Origin of the sequence: Microbacterium sp. 2216-1, from assembly GCF_046507855.1 — a bacterium.
Classification (GTDB): domain Bacteria; phylum Actinomycetota; class Actinomycetes; order Actinomycetales; family Microbacteriaceae; genus Microbacterium; species Microbacterium esteraromaticum_C.
Map to the genome: position 1 here is coordinate 1,648,171 of NZ_JBKFTM010000001.1, position 20,451 is coordinate 1,668,621.

A 20,451-nucleotide genomic window follows, 5' to 3' on the forward strand; every position below is an offset into this window, starting at 1 on the left:
CCCGCGGCATCCGACCCCGGTGCCGCGTCGCCGTTACTCTGAGAGCATGGCCACTCCGGATTTCGTCCTCGCGTTGCGCGAGCACATCGGCACCGCTCCGCTCGCCCTCGTCGGCACCACCGCGGTCGTGTTCCGCGATGAGAAAGTACTGCTGGGCAAGCGCGCCGACAACGGTGCGTGGCAGACCATCGCCGGGATCGTCGAGCCCGGGGAGGAGCCGGCGGATGCCGCCGCGAGGGAGTGTCTGGAAGAGGCGGGCATCATCGTCTCGGTCGACCGGCTGGCGCTGGTGCAGCAGGTGCCACGGGTGACCTACGCCAACGGCGATCAGGTCGACTACCTTGACATCGTCTTCCGCTGCTCCTGGGTGTCGGGGGATCCGCATCCCGCCGACGGGGAGTTGACCGAGGTCGGGTTCTACGACCTCGCCGCGATGGGCGACGTCGATGACGCGCATGTGCGCAAGATCGCCCTGGCGATGGCCGAGGACGACCCGGCGCACTTCCGCGGCGGTCGCGCGCCGCGCTGACGCCAGGTCAGCGCCCCGGATCGAGCACGCGCAGGGCGTGCTGGAAGTCTTCCGGGTAGGGAGATTCGAACTGCACCCACTCCCCGGTCGCCGGGTGGGTGAACGCCAGCTGATGCGCGTGCAGCCACTGCCTCGTGAGCCCCAGGCGCGCCGACAGCGTCGGGTCCGCCCCGTAGAGCGGGTCGCCAACGCAGGGGTGTCGGTGCGCGGCCATGTGGACGCGGATCTGGTGGGTGCGCCCGGTCTCCAGATGGATCTCGAGCAGCGACGCGCCGGGAAAGGCCTCGAGTGTCTCGTAGTGGGTCACCGATGGTTTGCCATCCGGCACGACGGCGAACTTCCACTGGTGGTTCGGGTGCCGGCCGATCGGTGCGTCGATCGTGCCGCTCAGCGGGTCGGGATGCCCCTGGACGACGGCATGGTAGATCTTCTCGACCGTGCGTTCTTTGAACGCGCGCTTGAGTGCCGTGTATGCCGACTCGGTCTTGGCGACGACCATCAGACCGCTGGTGCCGACGTCCAGCCGGTGAACGACACCCTGCCGTTCGGGCGCGCCGGTCGTCGCGATCCGGAATCCGGCGGCCGCCAGGGCACCGACGACCGTGGGACCTTCCCAGCCCAGCGAGGGGTGTGCTGCGACGCCGGTGGGCTTGTCGACCACGACGATGTCATCGTCGTCGTGCACGATGCCGAGCTCTGGCACCGCGATAGGCACGATCCGCGGTTCCTCTTTGGGACTCCAGCTGACATCGAGCCATCCGCCGGCACGCAACCGGTCGGACTTGCCCAACGGCGCGCCGTCGAGTGTGACGCCGCCGGCCTCGGCGACCTCCGCGGCGAACGTGCGCGAGAAGCCGAGCATCTTCGCGAGGGCCGCGTCGACGCGCGCGCCGTCGAGCCCGTCGGGAACGGGAAGACTCCGGGACTGCATGATCAGCTCTCGGGGGTGGCGGGCTTGGACGCGCCGTCGGATGCTGGGACTTCGGTGCCCTCAGCAGCTTCAGCGGCGGCACGTTCGTGGTCGCGGTCGCGCGTGCCGTCGAAACGCAGGCCGATCAGCACCAGCAGAGCGACCGAGATCATGCCCGACACGATGAAGATGTCGGCGACGTTGAAGATCGCGGGCATCATCCAGGGCAGGGAGAGCATGTCTACGACCTCGCCGACCGGGAAGCCGGGGGCGCGGAACAGCCGATCGGTGAGATTCCCGAGCACGCCGCCGAGCAGACAGCCGAGAACGACGGCCCACAGCCTAGATTGGAGCCCGAAGGCCTTCCAGATGACGACGCCCGCGACGACGGCAAGGGCGATCGTGAAGATCCAGGTGTGGTCCTTGCCCAGCGAGAACGCTGCGCCCGGGTTGCGCACATAGAGCAGTTCGAAGAACTCACCGAGTACGGGGATGCGCTCCCCCTCGGACATGTTCTGCACGGTGAGCTGCTTCACGAACTGATCGGCGGCCAGTACGACGATCGCGAGAACCGCGACGATCGCACCGGCCGCCGACCTGTGAAGGGGACGACGTCCTGTCAAGAGTGACCTACAGGCCGATGGCCGAGACAGGCGTCGAGTCGGTGCTCGACTTCTGGTCGAGGTCGCGCAGCTGGCCCTCGATCATCGCGCGGAGCTTGCCGCGGTAGTCGCGCTCGAACTCGCGCAGTTCGGTGATGCGCGCCTCGAGGGTGTTGCGCTCGCGCTCCAGGCGTGCGGACTCTTCGCGCTGCTTCGCCTGCGCTTCGGTGCGGATGCGGGTGACCTCAGCTTCAGCCTCAGAGATGAGCTGCTGACGCTTGGCCTCACCCTCGGCGATGTGCTCGTCGTGCAGGCGCTGCGCCAGCTCGATGATGCCGGCCGAGGTGCCGGTCGCCGACGCGGCGTCGACGGGCGCCGGAGCGGCGGGTGCGGCCGGGGCCGGAGCGGGTGCGGCGGCTGCGCCGGACTCGAACGCCGCGAGCTTGGCCTTCAGGTCGTTGTTCTCTTCGAGAGTCTTACGCCATTCGACGACGATCTCGTCAAGGTAGTCGTCGACCTCTTCCGGGTCGAAGCCGTCCTTGAAGCGGACGTGCTGGAACTCCTTGTGGACGACGTCATCCGGGGTCAGTGCCATGGGTGGCTCCTCTTTCGATGAGTTCGGCTGCCAGTCGGTGAGAGCCGGCGCAACGGTTCAGTGTGCGCGCGCCCGGAGGTTCGCGCCTGGGAGCCAAGCATAGCCGCCCTGTCTGTGCGGCGCGACGATGCCACTCCGCGTGTGGTCAGGTGAGCGCCCGCACGATCGACATCAGGATGAGCACGCTGATCATCGTCAGCATAAATCCGAAGTCGAGCGCGATCGTGCCGAGCCGCAACGGCGGAACGAGTCTGCGGAAGAAGCGAATGGGCGGATCGGTGACGGTGTACACCAGCTCGGCGGCGACCAGGCCCGCCCCCTTCGGGCGCCATTCCCTGTTGAAGAGCGGGATGTAGTCCAGCACCAGCCGGGCGATGAGCACGAGGATGTACAGCGTCAGCACCAGGTCGACGATGCCGCCGACGATGCTGAGAACGGTCGCCACGGATCAGGAGTCGAACGAGGCGGAGTCCGCCTGTGCGATCCCACCCTGCCCCGACACCGAGATGTTCTCGGGCGACAGCAGGAATACCTTGCTCGTGACGCGTTCGATGCGTCCGTACAGCCCGATCGACAGACCACTGGCGAAGTCGATCAGGCGGCGCGCGTCGGCATCGCTCATCTGCGAGAGGTTGATGATGACCGGCACGCCGTCACGGAAGTTCTCGGCGATGAGCTGTGCATCGCGGTACTGCTTGGGGTGCACGGTGAGGATCTCGTTGACCGCACCGCCGGCAGGCTGGCGCACCGCGGTCGGACGCCGCAGCGGAGTGACCGGGGCCGGCGCCTGCTCCTCGTGGTCGCGCTCGCGCTCACGTTCGCGCGTGGCGCGGGCGGGTGCTGGCGCGCTCTCCTCTTCGTAGACCCCTTCCTCGTCGGCGAGGCCGAGATACACCATGGTCTTCTTCAGTGGGTTACCCATCGTGTCCTCCGGTTCGAACGATGCGGGCTGGTCTGGCCTTCAGGCTAACCCCGGTCGGGGCGCGGCCCGGTGATTGCGGAACCGATCCGCAGGTGTGTCGCACCCGCGTCGATCGCTTCGATGAAGTCACCGGTCATGCCCGCCGAGATCCAGGTGGCCTCGGGGGCGAGCCGCTGGATGCCGTCTGCGACGTCACGCAGGCGCGCGAACGCCGCTGCGGGATCCTCATCAAGTGGCGCTACGGCCATCACTCCACGCAGTCGCAACGAGTCGAGACCGAGCACGTGCTCGGTGAGGCGCTCGGCGTCGGCGACTGTGGTGCCGCCCCGACCGGCATCGTGCGTGAGGTTGACCTGCACCAGCACGTCGAGCCGTGACTCATCGTCCGCCGCTCGGTGCAGACTGTCCGCAAGGCGGGTGCGATCGACGGAGTGCACGACGTCGGATGCCCGGCGAATCGCAGCTGCCTTGTTCGTCTGGGCCTGACCGATGAAGTGCCAGCGCAGGTCGAGATCGTCGAGTTCCGCGCGTTTCGCCGTGAGCTCCTGCTGACGGTTCTCGCCGACGTCCGCAACACCGAGCGCGTGCAGTTCACGCACCAGTGAGGCGGGGTGGAACTTGGTCACGACGATGCGGGTGATCTCCCCCGGGTCACGTCCTGCGCGGCGCGCGGCGTCGGCGATGCGATCGTCGATCGCCGACAACCGCGCTGCAAGCGTCACTTCAGGAACTCGGGAATGTCGATGTCGTCGTCACTGAACGCCGGCTCCAGGCTCGGTGCCACCGCGGCGGGCCCGGCGGGGGCCGCAGACTTGGGCGCCTCGGACTCGACTTCCTGCTTCTGCTCGACCTCGACGTCCGGCACGGGAGCGGCCGTCGAGCGCTCGACGATCATCGGCTCCAGACGGGGCGACGGGGCGCCACCATCGAACCCGGCTGCAATCACGGTGACACGCACCTCGTCGCCCAGAGTGTCATCGATGACGGTTCCGAAGATGATGTTCGCTTCGGGGTGCGCCGCTTCCTTGACGAGGTCTGCCGCATCGTGGATCTCGAAGATGCCGAGGTTCGATCCACCCTGGATCGACAGGAGCACACCATGGGCACCTTCGATCGAAGCCTCGAGCAGGGGCGACTCGACGGCAAGCTCTGCTGCCTTGATCGCCCGGTCCGCGCCCCGCGCGGAACCGATGCCCATCAAGGCAGAGCCCGCTCCCTGCATGACGGACTTGACGTCCGCGAAGTCGAGGTTGATGAGCCCGGGGGTGGTGATCAGGTCGGTGATGCCCTGCACACCGGCCAGGAGCACCTGGTCGGCGGTCGCAAACGCCTCGATCATCGAGATGCCGCGGTCGCTGATCTCCAGAAGTCGGTCGTTGGGAACGACGATGAGCGTGTCGACCTCTTCTTTGAGCTTGGCCACACCCTGCTCGGCCTGGCTCTGGCGTCGACGGCCTTCGAAGGAGAACGGCTTGGTGACCACACCGATCGTGAGTGCGCCGATCGATTTGGCGATGCGCGCGACGACAGGTGCGCCGCCGGTGCCCGTGCCCCCGCCCTCACCCGCGGTGACGAAGACCATGTCGGCACCGGTGAGCGCCTGCTCGATCTCTTCGGCGTGATCCTCGGCTGCGCGCCGGCCGACCTCGGGGTCTGCTCCCGCGCCCAGGCCACGGGTGAGTTCGCGTCCGACGTCGAGCTTGATGTCGGCGTCGCTCATCAGCAACGCCTGCGCATCGGTGTTCACGGCGATGAACTCCACACCGCGGAGTCCGAGTTCGATCATCCGGTTGACGGCATTGACGCCGCCACCGCCGACGCCGACGACCTTGATCACGGCGAGGTAGTTCTGGTTCTGGCTCATGGCCGGCCTCCGATATTCGAGCCTGACGTGGGACTAACCTTAAACCTCAACAAGAGGGTTAAACTGTTTCCCGGTATTGCGTTCTCGACTTCGACGGTATGCGCAAGCCACGCACGCGCGCGCAACGACACGGCGTGTCGCCGGGATCGCCGGCGGCTCATCCCGCGACGGGCACCGTGGGCGATGAGACGTCGAACGTACGGGCGTCCGGGGCGGCCTCGATCAGGCTCACCAGCACCTCTGCCTTGCGCACCGAGTCCCCCTCGCCACCCCAGATGACGGTCTTGCCGTCACTCGTGCTGAAGCTGACGTCGTCGCCCGAGGAAGCCCGCACCTCGGTGACGGTTTCGCGCAGATCCGCGGGCAGCGATCGCATCACCAGTCCCGCGCTGCGAAACGCGGCAGATTCGATGCCTCCCGCAACTTCCAGCCGCGGCTGTCCCTTCGGCCGCTTGGGGGTGGTCGCGAGGACGACACCGGCCGCGTCGAGCAGCGAGTACCCGGCATCCGACTTCACGACGCCGATCGGCGTGCGTTCGACGATGCGCACCAGCAGCTCGTGAGGGGGCCGCGCCTCCAGCGCATACGTCTCGATGATGGGGAACTCCGTCAACGCCGACTTCACCTCGGCGCCGTCCACCAGTGCCAGCGGCACACCGAGCTGCCCCTGCAACGCCTGCCGAACCTCGGTCGGATCCACCGCCTCAGCACCGACCACCGTGATCTCGCGCACCGCGAACAACGGACTGTAGGCGGCGACCACGCTGCCGAGCACGAGCGCTGCGATGGCACCGAGCGAAGCCCACCAGACGATACGACGTCGACGGGATCGTTGCGTGAATCGCCGGATCTCAGCACGCAGCGCCTTGCGCCGGGCACGGGCCGCGCGCCACACCTCGGTGCTGCGCACCTCAGCATCCGTCGACTCGCTCTCCTCACGTCCGTCAGCGACGGACTCTTCAGCGGCGGGACTGCCGGCGACAGGCTCGATCACCTCGGTGATCGAGTTCTCGTCCGGGGCGTGCGGTGCCTCCGCAACCGCGGAGACCTCGTTGCGTCCGCGCCGGGCGCGAGCGGGCCGGGTAGCATCCTCACGCGTGTCGGCGCCGTCCTCGGAGCGGTCCCGCCCAGGCTCGTCCGCCGACGCCGGGAGCGGTGCCGGGCGTCGCATATCAGGCCTCGGGGATGCGCCGAAGGGCGTCGAGCACCTGCGGGATGATCTGGTAGACGTTGCCGCAGCCGAGTGTGACGACGTAGTCGCCATCGCGGGCGACCTGCGCCGTGTAGTCGGCTGCGGCCTGCCACTCGGGCACGTAGTGCACGTGCGACGGGTCGGTGAACGCGCCGCTGACCAGCTCACCCGTCACGCCGGGGACCGGGTCTTCACGCGCACCGTACACATCGAGCATCACCGTGTGGTCGGCAAGCTCCTCCAGCACCTCGGCGAACTCGCGGTACATGTGCTGCGTGCGCGAATACGTGTGCGGCTGCTGGATCGCGATCACCCGGCCGGCGCCGGCGACGCCGCGCATGGCCTCGAGCGCCGCGCGCACCTCGGTCGGGTGGTGCGAGTAGTCGTCGTAGACGTGCACGCCGCGCGCCTCGCCATGCAGCTCGAGCCGACGGACGGTGCCGGCGAACCCTTCGACAGCGCGCACGGCGTCGGGCAGTGCGTAGCCCAGCGTGATCAGAACGGCAACGACACCGGCGGCGTTGATCGCATTGTGCACACCGGGTACCGCCAGCTGCATGCGCGCCGACGCGTCCGCGTGGCTCAACGTGGCAGAGACACCGCCGGCGGTCTCGATGTCACTCACGCGCACGTCGGCATCCGCGGCTTGACCGAAGGTCACCACATGCGGATGCCCGAGACCGGCGCGCACGCGCTGCGCACCGGGGTCGTCGCTGGAGATGACGACGGCCTCACGGGCCTCGTCGCCGAAGCGGACGAAGGCATCGTAGAACGCGTCCTCCGAAGCGAAGAAGTCGAGGTGGTCGGGGTCGACGTTCGTGATCAACGCGATCGAGGTGTCGTACAGCAGGAACGTGCCATCGGACTCGTCGGCCTCGATCACGAACAGCTCGTCGGTTCCTGAGGCGCTCGACGCGCCCAGCTGCTCGATCACTCCGCCGTTGACAAAGCTCGGGTCGGCGTCCAGCGCCTGCAGAGCCGTCACCAGCATCCCGGTCGAACTCGTCTTGCCGTGCGCGCCGGCGACCGAGACCAGTCGACTGCCGCCGATCAACCAGAACAGCGCCTGCGACCGGTGGATGACGTGCAGCCCGCGCTCCTTGGCCGTGACGAACTCCGGGTTCTCGGGCCAGATCGCTCCCGTGTGGATGACCGTGTCGGCGTCGCCGAGGTGCGCTGCGTCGTGTCCGACATGCACGGTGGCCCCCGCCGCGGCCAGCGCGCGCAGGTTGTCGCTGTCGGCGCGGTCGGAGCCGGACACGCGGATGCCCGCATCGAGGAACATCCGGGCGAGGCCGCTCATGCCCGAGCCACCGATGCCGATGAAGTGGGCGGAGGTGATCGTCTCGGGGATGGGAAGAGAAAGGTCAGGTCTGATCATGGCGTCCTCAGTCTACTTTTGCGCCAGTGCGCGATCGATGAGCGCGACGAGGTTCTCGGTGCCCGTACGGGTGCCGACGAACTGCGCGGACTCCGCCATGGCGGCGATACGCGTGGCATCCGACAACAACGGCACGATGCGTTCGCGCACGGCGTCGCCGTCGAAGCCCGCATCGTCCATCAGCAGGGCCGCCCCGGCCGTGACCGCGGAGGCCGCATTGAGCCGCTGTTCACCGTTGCCGACCGCATAGGGAACGTAGACGGCGGGAATGCCGAGCGCGCTGATCTCGCTGACCGTCGCCGATCCCGAGCGCGACACGATCAGGTCGGCCAACGCGAAGGCGAGATCCATGCGGTCGATGTAACGGCGCTGTGTGTAGCCGGGCACGTCGGGGTCGGCGAGGTCACTGCGCTCCCCCGTGGCGTGCAGCAACTGCCAGCCCGTGTCCAGCACGTCGCGCCAGGCATCGCCGAAGGCCGTGTTCAGACGCAGGGCTCCCAGCGACCCACCGAAGACCAACAGCACCGGGCGTTCGGGGTCGAGCCCGAACTCCGCCGCGGCTTCGGCGCGCAGCGCCTGGCGGTCGAGGTCGACGACCTCGCGACGAAGAGGCATGCCCACGACCTCTCCGCGCTTGAGCGGCGTGCCCTCGAAGGCGACGCCGACCGCGGCGGCCCGACGAGCTCCGAGCACATTGGCCAGGCCCGGCTTGGCGTTGGCCTCATGTACGACGAACGGCACGTTCTCTCGGCGCGCGGCTACGTAGGCCGGAGCCGCGGCGTATCCGCCGAACCCCACCACCACGTCCACGCCGCGTTCGCGGATGTGGTCGCGCACCTGTCGGACCGCACGACGGAAGCGCGAGGGAAAGGCCAGGGCGTCGCCGTTCGGACGGCGAGGAAAGGGCACCTTGTCGACGATGAGCAGCTCATAGCCGCGTTCGGGCACCAGACGCGCTTCCAGTCCTTCTCGCGTGCCGAGCACGAGCACGTCGGCGCTCTCGCGCTCGCGCAGCAGATCGGCGACGGCGAGCAGCGGATTGACATGGCCGGCGGTGCCGCCGCCGGCCAGGAGGTACGTGGTCACTTCGTCTCGCTTCGCTCGCTCGGTACAGACACCCTGGCGACCTTACCCCGTTCGGGTGCGGAAGGATCTGAGGCGGGCATGGTACGGGCGAACGCCAACAGCACACCGCACGCCATCAGCACCGACAGCAACGCCGTGCCCCCCTGCGACATGAACGGCAGGGGCACGCCGAGCACCGGGAAGACACGCAGCACGACACCGATGTTGATCAGGGCCTGCCCGACGATCCACACGACGATGCCGCCGGTGGCCACCCGGATGAACGGGTCATCCGTCTTGCGGATGATGTGGAACGCGCCGACGGCGAAAGTGCCGAAGAGCGCCAACACGATCAGGCTGCCGATCAGGCCGAGTTCCTCGCCCACGATCGCGAAGATGTAGTCGTTGGCGGCGGCGGGCAGCCAGCCGTACTTCTCCTGGGAATTGCCGAGGCCCACGCCGAAGATGCCGCCATTGGCCATGCCCCACACGCCGTGCACCGCCTGATAGCACTCATCTTTGATATCGCATGCCTCGGGATTGAGCGCCGCAAGGATGCGCGTCATGCGATTCTCGCTGGAGAGCGCGTAGAAGAGCACCACGATGACGCCGAGGACCAGCGGCAGGATGAACAGACGCAGCTTCACGCCCGAGAAGAACAGGCACCCCAGCACGGCGAGCACGAGCACCATCGCGGTACCGAGGTCGTTACCGCCGATGACGGTGCCGATCACCAGGATCGACACCGGCACGACCGGGATGAACACGTGATGCCAGATACCCAGCCGGGCCTGCTTGCGCAGCAGCACGTAGGCGATCCACAGCACCAGCGCGAGCTTGAGGAACTCCGAGGGCTGCAGCTGGAAGCCTGCGATCTTGATCCAGTTGGTGTTTCCGTAGGACGACACCCGAATTCCGGGCACGAAGACGAGCAACTGCATCGCCGTGGCCAAGATCAGTGCCGGCCAGGCGATGCGGCCGAAGAACTTCACCGGGAGCCTGCTGATCAGCAGCATCAGCGGCAGGCCGATCAACGCGAAGATGCCCTGTTTGAGTGCGTCGTCGAACGGTGCGGTCGGATTCGCGCTGGTCGCCGAGAGCACCATCACCAGGCCGAACAACGTGAGCAGTACCGCCGTGGAGGCGATCATCACGAACTCGGTCGAGGGCGGAGTGAACAGCCTTCCGAGTGTCACCCGGGCCGCGAGTCCGCGGCGCTCGTCGACGGGCTCGCCGTCAGCGCTGCGCGGGCGATTCCTCTGCGTCATCCGCGCTCCCCCGCTCGATCCATGTGCGCACCGCTTGCGCGAAGCGCACTCCCCGGTCCGCGTATCCCGTGAACTGGTCGAAGGATGCCGCCGCGGGTGCCAGGAGCACAGTGCCCTGCCCCTCGGCGATCTCCGCCGCCAGCTCCACGACGCGATCCATGACCTCTCCAGTGTCACCGGGAACGACCTCGTACACGGGCACGAGTGGCGCGTGTCGTTGGAACGCGGTCAGCACCGGCTCACGGTCGATGCCGATGATCAGCGCGGCGCCGGCGCCGACGCCGACCTCGGCGATCAGGTCCGAAAGGTCGACGCCCTTGAGGTCACCGCCGACGACCCAGATCGCACCAGGGTACGCGCGCAGTGACGAAGCAGCGGCGTGCGGGTTCGTCGCCTTCGAATCGTCGACCCAGCGGATGCCCGCATGCTCGGCGACGAGCTGAATCCGGTGCGCGTCGAGCTCGAAGGTGCGCAGCGCGTCATGAATCGCGGCCGGCTCGACTCCCAGCGAGCGCGCCAGCGCCGATGCCGCGAGGATGTTCATCACGATGTGCGGCGCAGAGAGCCCGACCGAGCGCAGTTCGTCGACGGTGATCAGCTCGAGTGCGCTGTGGCGACGATCGGCGTGGAAGGCGCGGTCGACGAGGATGCCGTCCACGACCCCCAGGTCGCTGGGCCCCGGCGTGCCGAGGTCGAAGCCGATCGCCCGAGCGCCCTCGACGACGTCGGCCTCCTCGACCATGTGCTGCGTGGCGAGGTCTGCCTTGTTGTAGACGCAGGCGATGCGGGTGTTGCGATAGACGACGGCCTTCGCGTCACGGTAGGCGTCAGCGCTGCCGTGCCAGACGAGATGGTCGTCGGCGAGGTTCAGGCACGTCGCCGCGTAGGGAATCGGCTGGCCCGCGGGCTCGGACTGCCCCAGGTACCACAGCTGATGACTGGACAACTCGACCACCAGCACGTCGAATCCGCCCGGGTCGCGAACGGCATCGAGCACGGGAACGCCGATGTTGCCGCACGGCGCGGCACGCAGACCGCCGGCGCTCAGCAGCGTGGCCGTGAGCTGCGTGGTGGTGGTCTTGCCGTTGGTTCCGGTGATCAGCACCCACTCGGCGGGGGTGCCGTCGGCGCGCACGACCTTGTCGCGCACGCGCCACGCGAGTTCGATGTCGCCCCACAGCGCGATACCGGTCTCGCGCGTCCAGCGGACGATCGGATGCGCCGGCGCGAAGCCCGGTGAGGCGATGACGACCTCCGGGTCGAACGCTCGAAGCGCATCGGGGACCTCATCGAGCGGCCCCAGTTCGAGCCGCGCTCCGATCACCGGTACCAGACGTGCGTACTCCTCGGATGCCCCCTCGGAGAGCACGAGCACTTCGGCACCGAGTTCGGTGAGGGTGTCGGCCACCGAGAACCCTGTCATCGACAGGCCCAGCACGGCGACGCGTAGGCCCGACCAGTCGGCGTGCCAGCTGGTGAGACCGTCCAGACGCGCGCTCATACCTGGATCAGCCAATCGACGTAGAACAGGCCGACGGCCGAGACGGCGAGGAGCCCCGCGATGATCCACAGCCGAACGACGATCGTGACCTCGGCCCACCCGCGCATCTCGAGGTGGTGGTGGAACGGACTCATCAGGAACAGGCGCTTGCCGCGGGTGAGCTTGAAGTAGGCGCGCTGCAGGATCACCGAGCCCGACGAGAGCACGAAGATACCGGCGATCACCAGCAGCAACAGCTCGGTGCGGGTCAGGACTGCCATGGCAGTGATGACACCGCCGATCGCCATCGACCCGACGTCACCCATGAAGACCTTGGCCTTGGGTGCGTTCCACCACAGGAAACCGACGAGTCCGCCGGCGAATGCGGCCGAGACTGTGGCGAGGTTGAGGGGCTCGCGCACCTCGTAGCAGCCGGCCGCCGCCATCGCCTGTCCGACGCAGGACTGCTTGAACTGCCAGAAGGCGATCAAGCTGTAGGCGCCGACGACGAAGACGCCCGCACCGGCGGCGAGGCCATCGAGGCCGTCAGTGAGGTTGACGCTGTTCGACGTAGCGACGCCGAGGATGGCGATCCATAGCAGGTAAAGGATCCACCCGAGCACGGCGCCGAACGCGAACAGGTTGAGCCAGGGGATGTCACGGAACAGCGATACGTGGCCGCTGGCCGGGTACTGGCCGAGGGCATTGGGGAAGTTCAGGGCGACCACGCCGAACGGGATCAGCACCAGCAGCTGCCCGACGATCTTTCGCCAGCCCGACAATCCCAGGCTGCGCTGGCTGCGTACCTTCATGTAGTCGTCGACGAATCCGACCACGCCGAAGCCGACCATCAGCCAGAGCACCAGGATCGCCGACAGCGCCGGAGTCGTGCCGCCGAAGAAGGTGCCCGCGAAGTATCCGACGATCGTGCCGAGGATGAAGATCACGCCGCCCATGGTGGGCGTACCGCGCTTGGCCTCGTGGCTCGGGTTGGAGATGTCCTCCGGGGTGCGGATCACCTGCCCCCAGCCGATCCGGCGGAAGATCTTCAGGAAGACGGGGGTGAGGAAAAGGGTGAAGGCGAGCGAAATCGCCGTCGCCATGAGCAAGGATCTCACGAGAACAATTCTCCCAGACGATCGCCGAGGTGCCGGAGCCCGACGGAGTTGGATGACTTCACCAGCACGCGGTCACCCGCACGCAGCTCGGTCTTGAGGTATTCGAAGGCAGCATCCTGATCCGGCAGGTGCACCGCCTCGCTGTCCCACGATCCTTCGCCGACGGCGGCGAGATACAGCCGTCGCGCCTCGGGACCGACCACGACGATACGGCGGATGTTCAGTCGAACCGCGAGCAGGCCGATGCGGTCATGCTCATCGCCGGCGGTCTCGCCGAGCTCGCTCATGGCACCGAGCACGGCGACCGTCCGCTCGTCAGGACCGGTGATCTGCGCGAGGGTGCGCAGCGCGGCGGCCATCGAGTCGGGGCTGGCGTTGTAGGCATCGTTGATGATCTGCACGCCCTCGCCACCCATCGGCTGCATGCGCCAACGCTCGGCGATCTCGACCGTCTCGAGGCGCGCGATGGCATCCGCGGTGGAGACACCGAGCACGCGGGCCGCAGCGATCGCCGCCAGGGCGTTACTCACGTGGTGCGCACCGAGCACCTTGAGGCGCAGGGCCGCGCTCTCGCCACCCGCGAGGACGACGCACGAGGTACCCGACGCGGTGACCTCTAGCTGTTCGGCGCGCACGTCGGCGCCGGAGTTCTGTCCGAACCCGACCACTGACATCCCGCGTCCGAGCGCCAGATCGCGCATCGCCCAGACGCGCGGGTCATCGGTGTTCAGCACGGCGGTACCGTCGGCGCGCGCCGCAGTGACCAGCTCGGACTTCGCCTCGGCCGTCGCCTCGATGCCGCCGAAACCGCCCGCGTGAGCGAGGCCGACCATGAGCACGACCGAGATGTCCGGCGTCACCAGCCCTGCGAGCCGGGCGATGCTGCCGGCGCCTGCTGCGCCGAACTCACTGACGAGGAACCTGGTGCTCTCGGTCACGCGCAGCATGGTGAGCGGAGCGCCGACCTCGTTGTTGTACGAACGCACCGGAGCGATCGTCTCACCCTCGTCGGCGAGGATGCGCGCAAGGAAGTTCTTCGTGGTGGTCTTGCCGTTCGATCCCGTGATGCCGACGACCTTCAGGTCGCCGGCGGCGCGTACGCGCGCCACGACGGCCTGGGCGAACGCCGCCAGCGCGTCGATGACATCCGAGACGACGATCTGGGTGATGTCCGCCTCCACCGGACGCTCGACGATCGCGAGCACGGCACCGGCGGCGGCCGCCGAACCGACGAAGCGGTGTCCATCGGTGTGCTCACCCGGCTTGGCGACGAAGATGGCGCCCGGCGTCATCTCGCGCGAATCGGTGTCGACGTTTCCGTCGACGACCGTGGCCTCGGTATCGGTTCCGAACAGGCGCAGTTCACCGTCGAGGATCTCGGCGATCTCTGCGAGCGACAGGGCGATCATGTGGCATCTCCATGCGCGGCGGCGGGTCGCCGGCTAGTCGAATTTGGGAAGCAGCTCATCCATCGGCTGCGACGAGGGCGCGACCTTGTACGTCTTCAGCACCTGCGTCATCGCCTTCTGGAAGGCGCTGGCGGTGGCCGCCGAAGTCCTAATCTTAGTCGGCTCGTCCAACGTGACCAGAACGACGTACTGCGGATCCTCGATCGGAGCGATCCCCGCCATGTTGGTGAAGTAGATGCCCGGCTTGTATCCGCCCTTGCCGTCGGGCTTCTGTGCGGTACCGGTCTTCATGCCGATCCGGTAGCCGGGCACCTCGACAGCGCTGGCCAGTCCGCCCTGTACGGCGACATTCTCGAGCATCCGGTTCACTTGGTCGGCGGTCTGCTCCGAGACGATCTGCTCCGGCTCGGGAGAATCTGGCTTGACAACGGTGCCGTCTGCGAGGGTGCACGACTCCACGAGCGAGAGCGGGATCTTCTGGCCGTCGTTGCCGAGCGCCTGATAGGCACCGGCGATCTGCGCCGGTGTGACGGTGAAGGCCTGGCCGAAGGTGGTCGTGTAGAACGTCTGATTGTCCCAGTTCGCCGGATCGATCACCTGCCCGTTGGCGTCTGTAGGAAACGTGCCATTCTGCTCGCCGAGAAGGCCCACCCCTGTGCGCTGGCCGACCCCGAACCGCTGCAGGTAGTCGTAGCGGGACTGCGCCGACACCTTCGCGCCGAACTTCGACATCGACACGTTGGACGAGTCGATCAGAGCCCCCGCGAAGGTGTAGTCGTACACCGGGTGGTAGAACGGGTCGTTGACGACCGCCCCGTTGGGGAAGACCTCGCGCGACGGCGCCGTGACGCTGCTGAGCGGCGTGGCAGCGCCCTGGTCGATCACCATGGCCGCGGTGACCGGCTTGAACGTCGATCCCGGTTCGTAGGCTTCGGAGAAGATCTGCGGCTTCCAGTACTTCTGCGAAACCGAGTCGATGTCGTTCGGGTCGACCGTGGGGTACTCGGCCATTGCACGGATCTTGCCCGTCGCCACCTCGACGACCGTGACCGACCCCGCCTGCGCGCCCTGCTTCTTCGCCTCTTCAGCGATCATCTGCTGCAGGTACCAGTTCAGGTCGCTGTCGATCGTGAGCTGCACGGTTCCGCCGTCCACCGCAGGTGTCGTGCGTTCGCTGCCCGGGATCTTGACGCCGCCCTGGCCGCGAAGGTACGTCACTTCGCCGTCGGTCGCCGACAGGCACTGGTCCTGCATGCGCTCGATACCGTACTGCGCCTCTCCCGACCCGTTGAGGAAACCGACTGCGCTCCCCGCGACCGCGCCGTTCGGGTATACCCGCACCGAGCGAGGTGTCATGTGCAGATACACGAGATCGAGTTCGCGCAGCTCGAGATACTGCTCGGTGTTGAGTCCCTTGGCGAACGGGAGATACTGCGACTCCGGATTCTCCGCGAGGCGCTCCTCCACCGCGGCGCGCAGTTCCGCGCCGTCGTCCCCGGTGACCTGTGCGATTCGTTCGCTGGCCTCTGCCCACGGAATCTCGGGCTTCTTCTTCGGATCGTTCTCGACCTGCTCGATGACCAACGGCGACAGTTCGGCGTCGTAGACCAGCACGCTGGATGCCAGCACGGTGCCGTGCTCGTCGACGATGTCTCCCCTGGTGCCCTCGATCGTTCTCGTCGTGCCGAGATTGCCGTCGTTGACGCCCTGGGCGACGTGTTCGTCGGCATGCACGATCTGGATGTCGACCAGACGGAAGATGAACGCCGCCAGCACCATCAGCACGACGGCGAGGGCGACGACGGTGCGGCGCCGCGGACCGCGGGTGGCTCGTGTCGTCATGCGGGTCTCCGTCCGGGCGTGCTTTCAGTGCGGCTATCGGGTCGTGGGCGAGGGCAGTCCGTCGGTGACGGTCGGTGGCAGCGCGGGCCCGGTGTCCGACGCCGTGGCGTCGTCGGCCGGTGCTTCGTCCTGCGGCGGCGTCTCGGGCGGCGGCAAGAGAAGCGCGTTGCCCACCGAGGTGGAGCCGTTGGGGTTGACCGTCGACGTCCAGTCGGCGACATCTCCGGACCCGAGCACGGTTCCGTCGCTCACTCGCAGGTACGACGCCGAACCAGCGACGACGAGACCCAGAGTGTCGGCCCTGCTGGCCAAGGACTGCGGCGAGCTCAATCCCACGATGTTCTCGTGCAGCGCCTGCTTCTGCAGGTCGAGATCGTGCTGCTGGCTGGTGAGCTGTGCCAGCACGAAGGCGTCTTGCGTGGTCGCGAACGAGATCCCCACCTGCGCTGCGCCGATGGCCAGGGCCCCCGCGACGGCGAGTGCGGCGTAGGCGACCTTCGGTCGGCGCCGCGGCTCCGGCGCGACCAGCGCGCGCAGGCGCCGCCGCGGCTCCGACCGCGGGGTCTCCTGCGGATGCGCACGTGCGGTCTGCAGGCTCATGTCGGCTCTCGCAGTTTCTCGGCTGCCCGCAGGCGCACCGGGATCGCACGCGGATTGCGTGCGCGCTCGTCGTCATCGGCGAGCTCGGCCCCCTTCGTCAGCACCCGGAAGCGTGGAGCGTGCTCGGGTAGTTCGACCGGAAGCCCTGGTGGTGCGGTCGATGCCGAGGCGGCGGCGAAGGCCTGCTTGACCAGTCGGTCCTCCAGCGACTGATAAGACATCACGGCGATGCGACCGCCGACGGTCAGTGCGTCCATGGCGGACGGAATCGCGTCGGCCAGCACGCTCAGTTCGGAGTTGACCTCGATACGCAGCGCCTGGAACACGCGCTTGGCGGGGTGACCGGCGCGCTGTGCGGCGGCCGGCGTCGCGGCGACCAGCAGGTCGACGAGCTCACCCGATCGGACGATCGGCTGTTTGTCGCGCGCCGCCACGATGAAACGGGCGTAGCGACCGGCCAGCTTCTCTTCACCGTAGCGCTCGAAGATGCGTCGCAGTTGCCCCTCGCTGTACTCGGCGATGATGCTCGCCGCCGTGCGCCCCTTCGTCTGATCCATCCGCATGTCCAGCGGTGCGTCCTTCGAGTACGCGAAACCGCGGTCCGCCTCGTCGAGCTGGAGCGACGACACGCCCAGGTCGAAGAGGATCGCGTCGGCGCCCTGCGCGTGCAGACCGATCTCGTCGTACACGGTGTGCACGAGCGTCACGCGGTCCCCGAACGGCGCCAGCCGCTCACCGGCGATGCGCAGCGCGTCGGTGTCTCGATCGAGTCCGATCAGGCGGATGTTCGGGAAGCGCTCCAGAAACGCCTCGGAGTGTCCTCCCATGCCGAGAGTGGCGTCGACGAGCACGGCGCCGTCGTGTCGCAGTGCGGGCTCGAGCAACTCGACGCAGCGGTCCAGCAGTACAGGTGTGTGTATGTCGCGGATACTCATGATCTCTCTCCCGTGACCTCCGGCTCTGATTCCTCTCCGCTCGACCCGGCACCGGGGAAGTGTGTCGGGGCGGAGCGGCGAGGCATCACAACCGGGGTCAGAACAATCCGGGAATCACCTCCTGTTCCAGATCGGCGTAGGACTCTTCATTGCTTTCCAGGTAGTCGTTCCAGGCGGCCGCATCCCAGATCTCGGCGTGGGCGCCGACTCCGGTGACGACCAGTTCCTTGCCCAGGCCGGCGTACTGGCGCAAGTGGGCGGGGAGCGTGATGCGGTTCTGACTGTCGGGCATCTCGGCGCTCGCACCCGACAGGAACATGCGCAGGAAGTCCCGCGCCTGCTTGTTGCTCAGTGGTGCCTGACGGATGCGCTCATGGAGCTGCTCGAACTCGGCGGTGCTGAACACGTAGAGGCAGCGTTCCTGCCCGCGGGTGACGACGACTCCCCCGCCGAGATCCTCGCGGAACTTCGCAGGCAGGATGACCCGGCCCTTGTCATCGAGCTTCGGCGAATGCGTCCCCAAAAGCACCGGTCATCACCCCCCCTGCGTCCGGCCGACCGAGGTGCGCACCACTTTACTCCACTTCCCTCCACTTTCACTCCCCCTTTCTGACGCATTCCCAGGCACCTCCCGGTTGGGGCCGCAAAAACCCCGTGATCACGGGGATTCACGGGGTGGAGGACAGTGGAGGAAAATCACTGCCGAAACGCAGAAAAGCCCGGATGCTATGCATCCGGGCTCTGTCAGCGGATCAGATCAACGTTCTTCTTGGCGCCGATCCCAGCGGTCGTTCATCTTGTCCATGAACGAGGTGTCCTGAGGATTGGCGCCGCCGCGCGGGGCCTGTGCGGGCGCGCCGCCGCCGGCGCGTCGCACCGGGGTGAACGCGAGGATGACACCACCGAGCATCGCGAGGAACGCGACGACACCGATGACGATGCTGCCGACCGGGCCCAGGCTGGCGCCGAGCGCTACGGCGGCGATGAGACCACCGACGCCGACGAGCAGCAGCACGGCCCCGTAGACCAGGTTTCGGTAGCTCAACGCGCGGTCGCCTGTCGGCGCGCTGACCACGTCTGCGTCATGCTGCAGAAGATGGCGCTCCATCTCGTCGAGCATGCGCTGCTCTTGTTCGGAAAGAGGCATGTCCAACCCCCTCGGTTCGGTCTATCCAGTCTAGCCGCGCGCGGCCCGCTCGGCTAGCCGAGCACCCCCGGATTCCTGCATCTAGGCTGGGAATCGTGTCTTCTTCGCTCGCGCTCGATGCCGTAGCCGCCCGCCTCGGCCGTTTCCTCGATGAGATCCGCGGCAGCAGTGCCGAGTACGGCCCCGACGCCGCCCTGTTCATTGATGCGGCAGCCGACACACTCGCCGGCGGCAAGCGACTGCGCGCCCGGTTCTGCCACGCCGGCTGGTATGCGGCATCCGGGCGCGTCGCGAGCCCGCAGGACGAGGTGTGGGGCCTGGCCGCTGCGCTGGAGATCTTCCAGTCCGCCGCGCTCGTGCACGACGATCTCATCGACAACTCCGACACCCGCCGCGGCAAGCCGGCGTCGCACCGCGCACTCGAGGCGGCGCATCGCCGGGCGGGATGGCACGGCGACGCCGAGGCGTTCGGCCATTCCGCCGCCGTACTCCTCGGAGACCTGCTCGTCGCCTGGAGCGACGACCTGCTCGAACAGACCATTGTCGGGCATCCGCATGCCGCTGCCGCCCGTGCCGAGTACGCCCGGATGCGACGCGACGTCACGATCGGCCAGCTGCTCGATGTCACCGAAGAGTCGGCGTGGAACACCTCTCCGACCACCTCGCCGCTCGACCGGGCTTTGCGCGTGGCCGCACTGAAGTCGGCGCGGTACAGCGTCGAGGAGCCGATCGTTCTCGGGGCGACGCTTGCCGGCGCCGAGCCTGGATTGCTCGACGCGTTGCGCGCGTTCGGACACCCCGTAGGCATGGCCTTCCAGCTGCGCGATGACGTGCTCGGCGTGTTCGGCGACCCCGCAGTGACCGGCAAACCCGCCGGCGACGATCTGCGCGAGGGCAAGCGCACCGCGCTCGTCGCCGTCGCGCGCGAGCGGCTGACGCCGGAGGAACGCGAGCGCTTGGATGCCGGCCTCGGCGATGCGGGACTATCGGATGCTGAAGTCGAGACGATTCAGACGCTGATCCGTTCCAGCGGCGCGCTCAACCACGTCGAGAAGATGATCGACGACTACACCGCGGCCGCGGAGCGGGCGCTGGTCGCGCTACCGGTCGAGTCCGGCGCGGCCGACGAGTTGGGTGCGCTGGCGCAGGCCGCGATCGCCCGTTCCGCGTGACCGCAGTCGGTCACATCACGCACGCGCGGCGAACGGGGTTACGCGAGGGCGCGCGCCACGCGTCGAACCTCGCTCTTATGGCCCGCCAGGAGAGCGGCGATCGGCGAGCGGCCGAGCGTCTCTTCCTCGGCCAGGAGCCAATCGATGATCTCGTCGTCCGAGAACGCGGCGTCCTGCATGACGATCACCGTGCCGCGCAGGGCGGGTAGCGGCCGACCGTCGGCGATGAATACCGCGGGAACGGCGAACGCACCACCGCGGCGCGAGCCGATCAGGTAGCGCTCGTCGAGCAGGCGGCGAACGCGGCCCGGCGTCTCGTCAAGGGCGTCGACGAGTTCGGGAATCGTCAGCCAGGCGGAGGTATCCGGTGCGTTCTCAGTCACCCCTCCACTATCTCACCCCGGGGCCAGCGACGCACCG

General features: G+C 67.8%; 22 protein-coding genes. 2 read left to right on the top strand and 20 right to left on the bottom strand.

The genetic code is table 11. From position 1 onward, the window contains the following. Positions 1-46 precede the first annotated feature (46 nt). The gene (locus ACLD0U_RS07695) at positions 47-529 is read left to right on the top strand and encodes an NUDIX hydrolase (protein WP_410340227.1); all 483 of its coding nucleotides are present in this window, start codon (positions 47-49) and stop codon (positions 527-529) included. Positions 530-536: 7 nt separating this feature from the next. Here the strand turns inward: ACLD0U_RS07695 and ACLD0U_RS07700 are convergent, their stop codons facing one another. From ACLD0U_RS07700 to ACLD0U_RS07790, 19 genes are all read right to left on the bottom strand, one after another. Continuing rightward, complete coding sequence (locus ACLD0U_RS07700; RefSeq protein ID WP_179410541.1) at positions 537-1,460, bottom strand: RluA family pseudouridine synthase; 924 nt, start codon at positions 1,458-1,460, stop codon at positions 537-539. Between the two features lie 2 nt (positions 1,461-1,462). Next, positions 1,463-2,062, bottom strand: coding sequence for a signal peptidase II (gene lspA, locus ACLD0U_RS07705; protein WP_179410540.1), 600 nt, complete (start codon positions 2,060-2,062; stop codon positions 1,463-1,465). Positions 2,063-2,069: 7 nt separating this feature from the next. Beyond that, positions 2,070-2,636: a DivIVA domain-containing protein gene (locus ACLD0U_RS07710; RefSeq protein ID WP_179410539.1), complete on the bottom strand. Its 567-nt coding sequence runs from the start codon at positions 2,634-2,636 to the stop codon at positions 2,070-2,072. Positions 2,637-2,781: 145 nt separating this feature from the next. Next, positions 2,782-3,081, bottom strand: coding sequence for a YggT family protein (locus ACLD0U_RS07715; protein ID WP_179410538.1), 300 nt, complete (start codon positions 3,079-3,081; stop codon positions 2,782-2,784). Between the two features lie 3 nt (positions 3,082-3,084). Beyond that, the gene (locus ACLD0U_RS07720; protein ID WP_179410537.1) at positions 3,085-3,558 is read right to left on the bottom strand and encodes a cell division protein SepF; all 474 of its coding nucleotides are present in this window, start codon (positions 3,556-3,558) and stop codon (positions 3,085-3,087) included. Positions 3,559-3,602: 44 nt separating this feature from the next. Continuing rightward, a complete protein-coding gene (locus ACLD0U_RS07725; RefSeq protein WP_410340228.1) occupies positions 3,603-4,280 on the bottom strand; it encodes a YggS family pyridoxal phosphate-dependent enzyme in 678 nt (225 codons plus the stop codon). After that, positions 4,277-5,422, bottom strand: coding sequence for a cell division protein FtsZ (ftsZ, locus tag ACLD0U_RS07730; RefSeq protein WP_179410535.1), 1,146 nt, complete (start codon positions 5,420-5,422; stop codon positions 4,277-4,279). Before ftsZ ends, ACLD0U_RS07725 begins: the two co-directional genes overlap by 4 nt. A 157-nt stretch (positions 5,423-5,579) precedes the next feature. Next, positions 5,580-6,593: an FtsQ-type POTRA domain-containing protein gene (locus tag ACLD0U_RS07735; protein ID WP_410340229.1), complete on the bottom strand. Its 1,014-nt coding sequence runs from the start codon at positions 6,591-6,593 to the stop codon at positions 5,580-5,582. A gap of 1 nt (position 6,594) precedes the next feature. Continuing rightward, a complete protein-coding gene (gene murC / locus ACLD0U_RS07740) occupies positions 6,595-7,995 on the bottom strand; it encodes a UDP-N-acetylmuramate--L-alanine ligase (RefSeq protein WP_206549591.1) in 1,401 nt (466 codons plus the stop codon). A 12-nt stretch (positions 7,996-8,007) separates the two neighbouring features. After that, complete coding sequence (locus ACLD0U_RS07745; RefSeq protein WP_410340230.1) at positions 8,008-9,081, bottom strand: UDP-N-acetylglucosamine--N-acetylmuramyl-(pentapeptide) pyrophosphoryl-undecaprenol N-acetylglucosamine transferase; 1,074 nt, start codon at positions 9,079-9,081, stop codon at positions 8,008-8,010. Then, positions 9,078-10,328 (bottom strand): putative peptidoglycan glycosyltransferase FtsW, encoded by a 1,251-nt coding sequence (locus ACLD0U_RS07750; RefSeq protein WP_410340231.1) that lies wholly within the window; start codon positions 10,326-10,328, stop codon positions 9,078-9,080. The genes ACLD0U_RS07745 and ACLD0U_RS07750 overlap by 4 nt, the downstream gene beginning before the upstream one ends. Next, complete coding sequence (murD, locus tag ACLD0U_RS07755) at positions 10,297-11,829, bottom strand: UDP-N-acetylmuramoyl-L-alanine--D-glutamate ligase (RefSeq protein ID WP_179410530.1); 1,533 nt, start codon at positions 11,827-11,829, stop codon at positions 10,297-10,299. The genes ACLD0U_RS07750 and murD overlap by 32 nt, the downstream gene beginning before the upstream one ends. After that, entirely contained in the window at positions 11,826-12,926 is a 1,101-nt protein-coding gene (gene mraY / locus ACLD0U_RS07760; protein WP_179410529.1) for a phospho-N-acetylmuramoyl-pentapeptide-transferase, read from the bottom strand. The genes murD and mraY overlap by 4 nt, the downstream gene beginning before the upstream one ends. After that, positions 12,923-14,335 carry a UDP-N-acetylmuramoyl-tripeptide--D-alanyl-D-alanine ligase gene (murF, locus tag ACLD0U_RS07765; RefSeq protein ID WP_410340232.1) on the bottom strand — a complete coding sequence of 471 codons (1,413 nt, stop codon included), beginning with the start codon at positions 14,333-14,335 and terminating at the stop codon, positions 12,923-12,925. Before murF ends, mraY begins: the two co-directional genes overlap by 4 nt. Positions 14,336-14,368: 33 nt before the next feature. Continuing rightward, complete coding sequence (locus tag ACLD0U_RS07770; RefSeq protein WP_410340233.1) at positions 14,369-16,177, bottom strand: peptidoglycan D,D-transpeptidase FtsI family protein; 1,809 nt, start codon at positions 16,175-16,177, stop codon at positions 14,369-14,371. A gap of 33 nt (positions 16,178-16,210) precedes the next feature. Next, a complete protein-coding gene (locus ACLD0U_RS07775) occupies positions 16,211-16,777 on the bottom strand; it encodes a hypothetical protein (protein ID WP_410340234.1) in 567 nt (188 codons plus the stop codon). After that, positions 16,774-17,712: a 16S rRNA (cytosine(1402)-N(4))-methyltransferase RsmH gene (rsmH, locus tag ACLD0U_RS07780; RefSeq protein ID WP_206820263.1), complete on the bottom strand. Its 939-nt coding sequence runs from the start codon at positions 17,710-17,712 to the stop codon at positions 16,774-16,776. The genes ACLD0U_RS07775 and rsmH overlap by 4 nt, the downstream gene beginning before the upstream one ends. A gap of 97 nt (positions 17,713-17,809) precedes the next feature. After that, on the bottom strand, positions 17,810-18,241 hold the full coding sequence (gene mraZ / locus ACLD0U_RS07785; RefSeq protein ID WP_179410524.1) for a division/cell wall cluster transcriptional repressor MraZ: 432 nt from the start codon (positions 18,239-18,241) through the stop codon (positions 17,810-17,812). Positions 18,242-18,469: 228 nt separating this feature from the next. Beyond that, positions 18,470-18,859, bottom strand: coding sequence for a DUF3040 domain-containing protein (locus tag ACLD0U_RS07790; protein WP_274367130.1), 390 nt, complete (start codon positions 18,857-18,859; stop codon positions 18,470-18,472). Between the two features lie 95 nt (positions 18,860-18,954). Here ACLD0U_RS07790 and ACLD0U_RS07795 point away from each other — a divergent pair, with 95 nt between their 5' ends. Continuing rightward, entirely contained in the window at positions 18,955-20,031 is a 1,077-nt protein-coding gene (locus ACLD0U_RS07795) for a polyprenyl synthetase family protein (RefSeq protein WP_410340235.1), read from the top strand. Between the two features lie 38 nt (positions 20,032-20,069). On the opposite strand, the gene ACLD0U_RS07800 is transcribed toward ACLD0U_RS07795, so the two are convergent. After that, entirely contained in the window at positions 20,070-20,414 is a 345-nt protein-coding gene (locus tag ACLD0U_RS07800) for an Rv2175c family DNA-binding protein (protein ID WP_179410522.1), read from the bottom strand. Positions 20,415-20,451 lie beyond the last annotated feature (37 nt).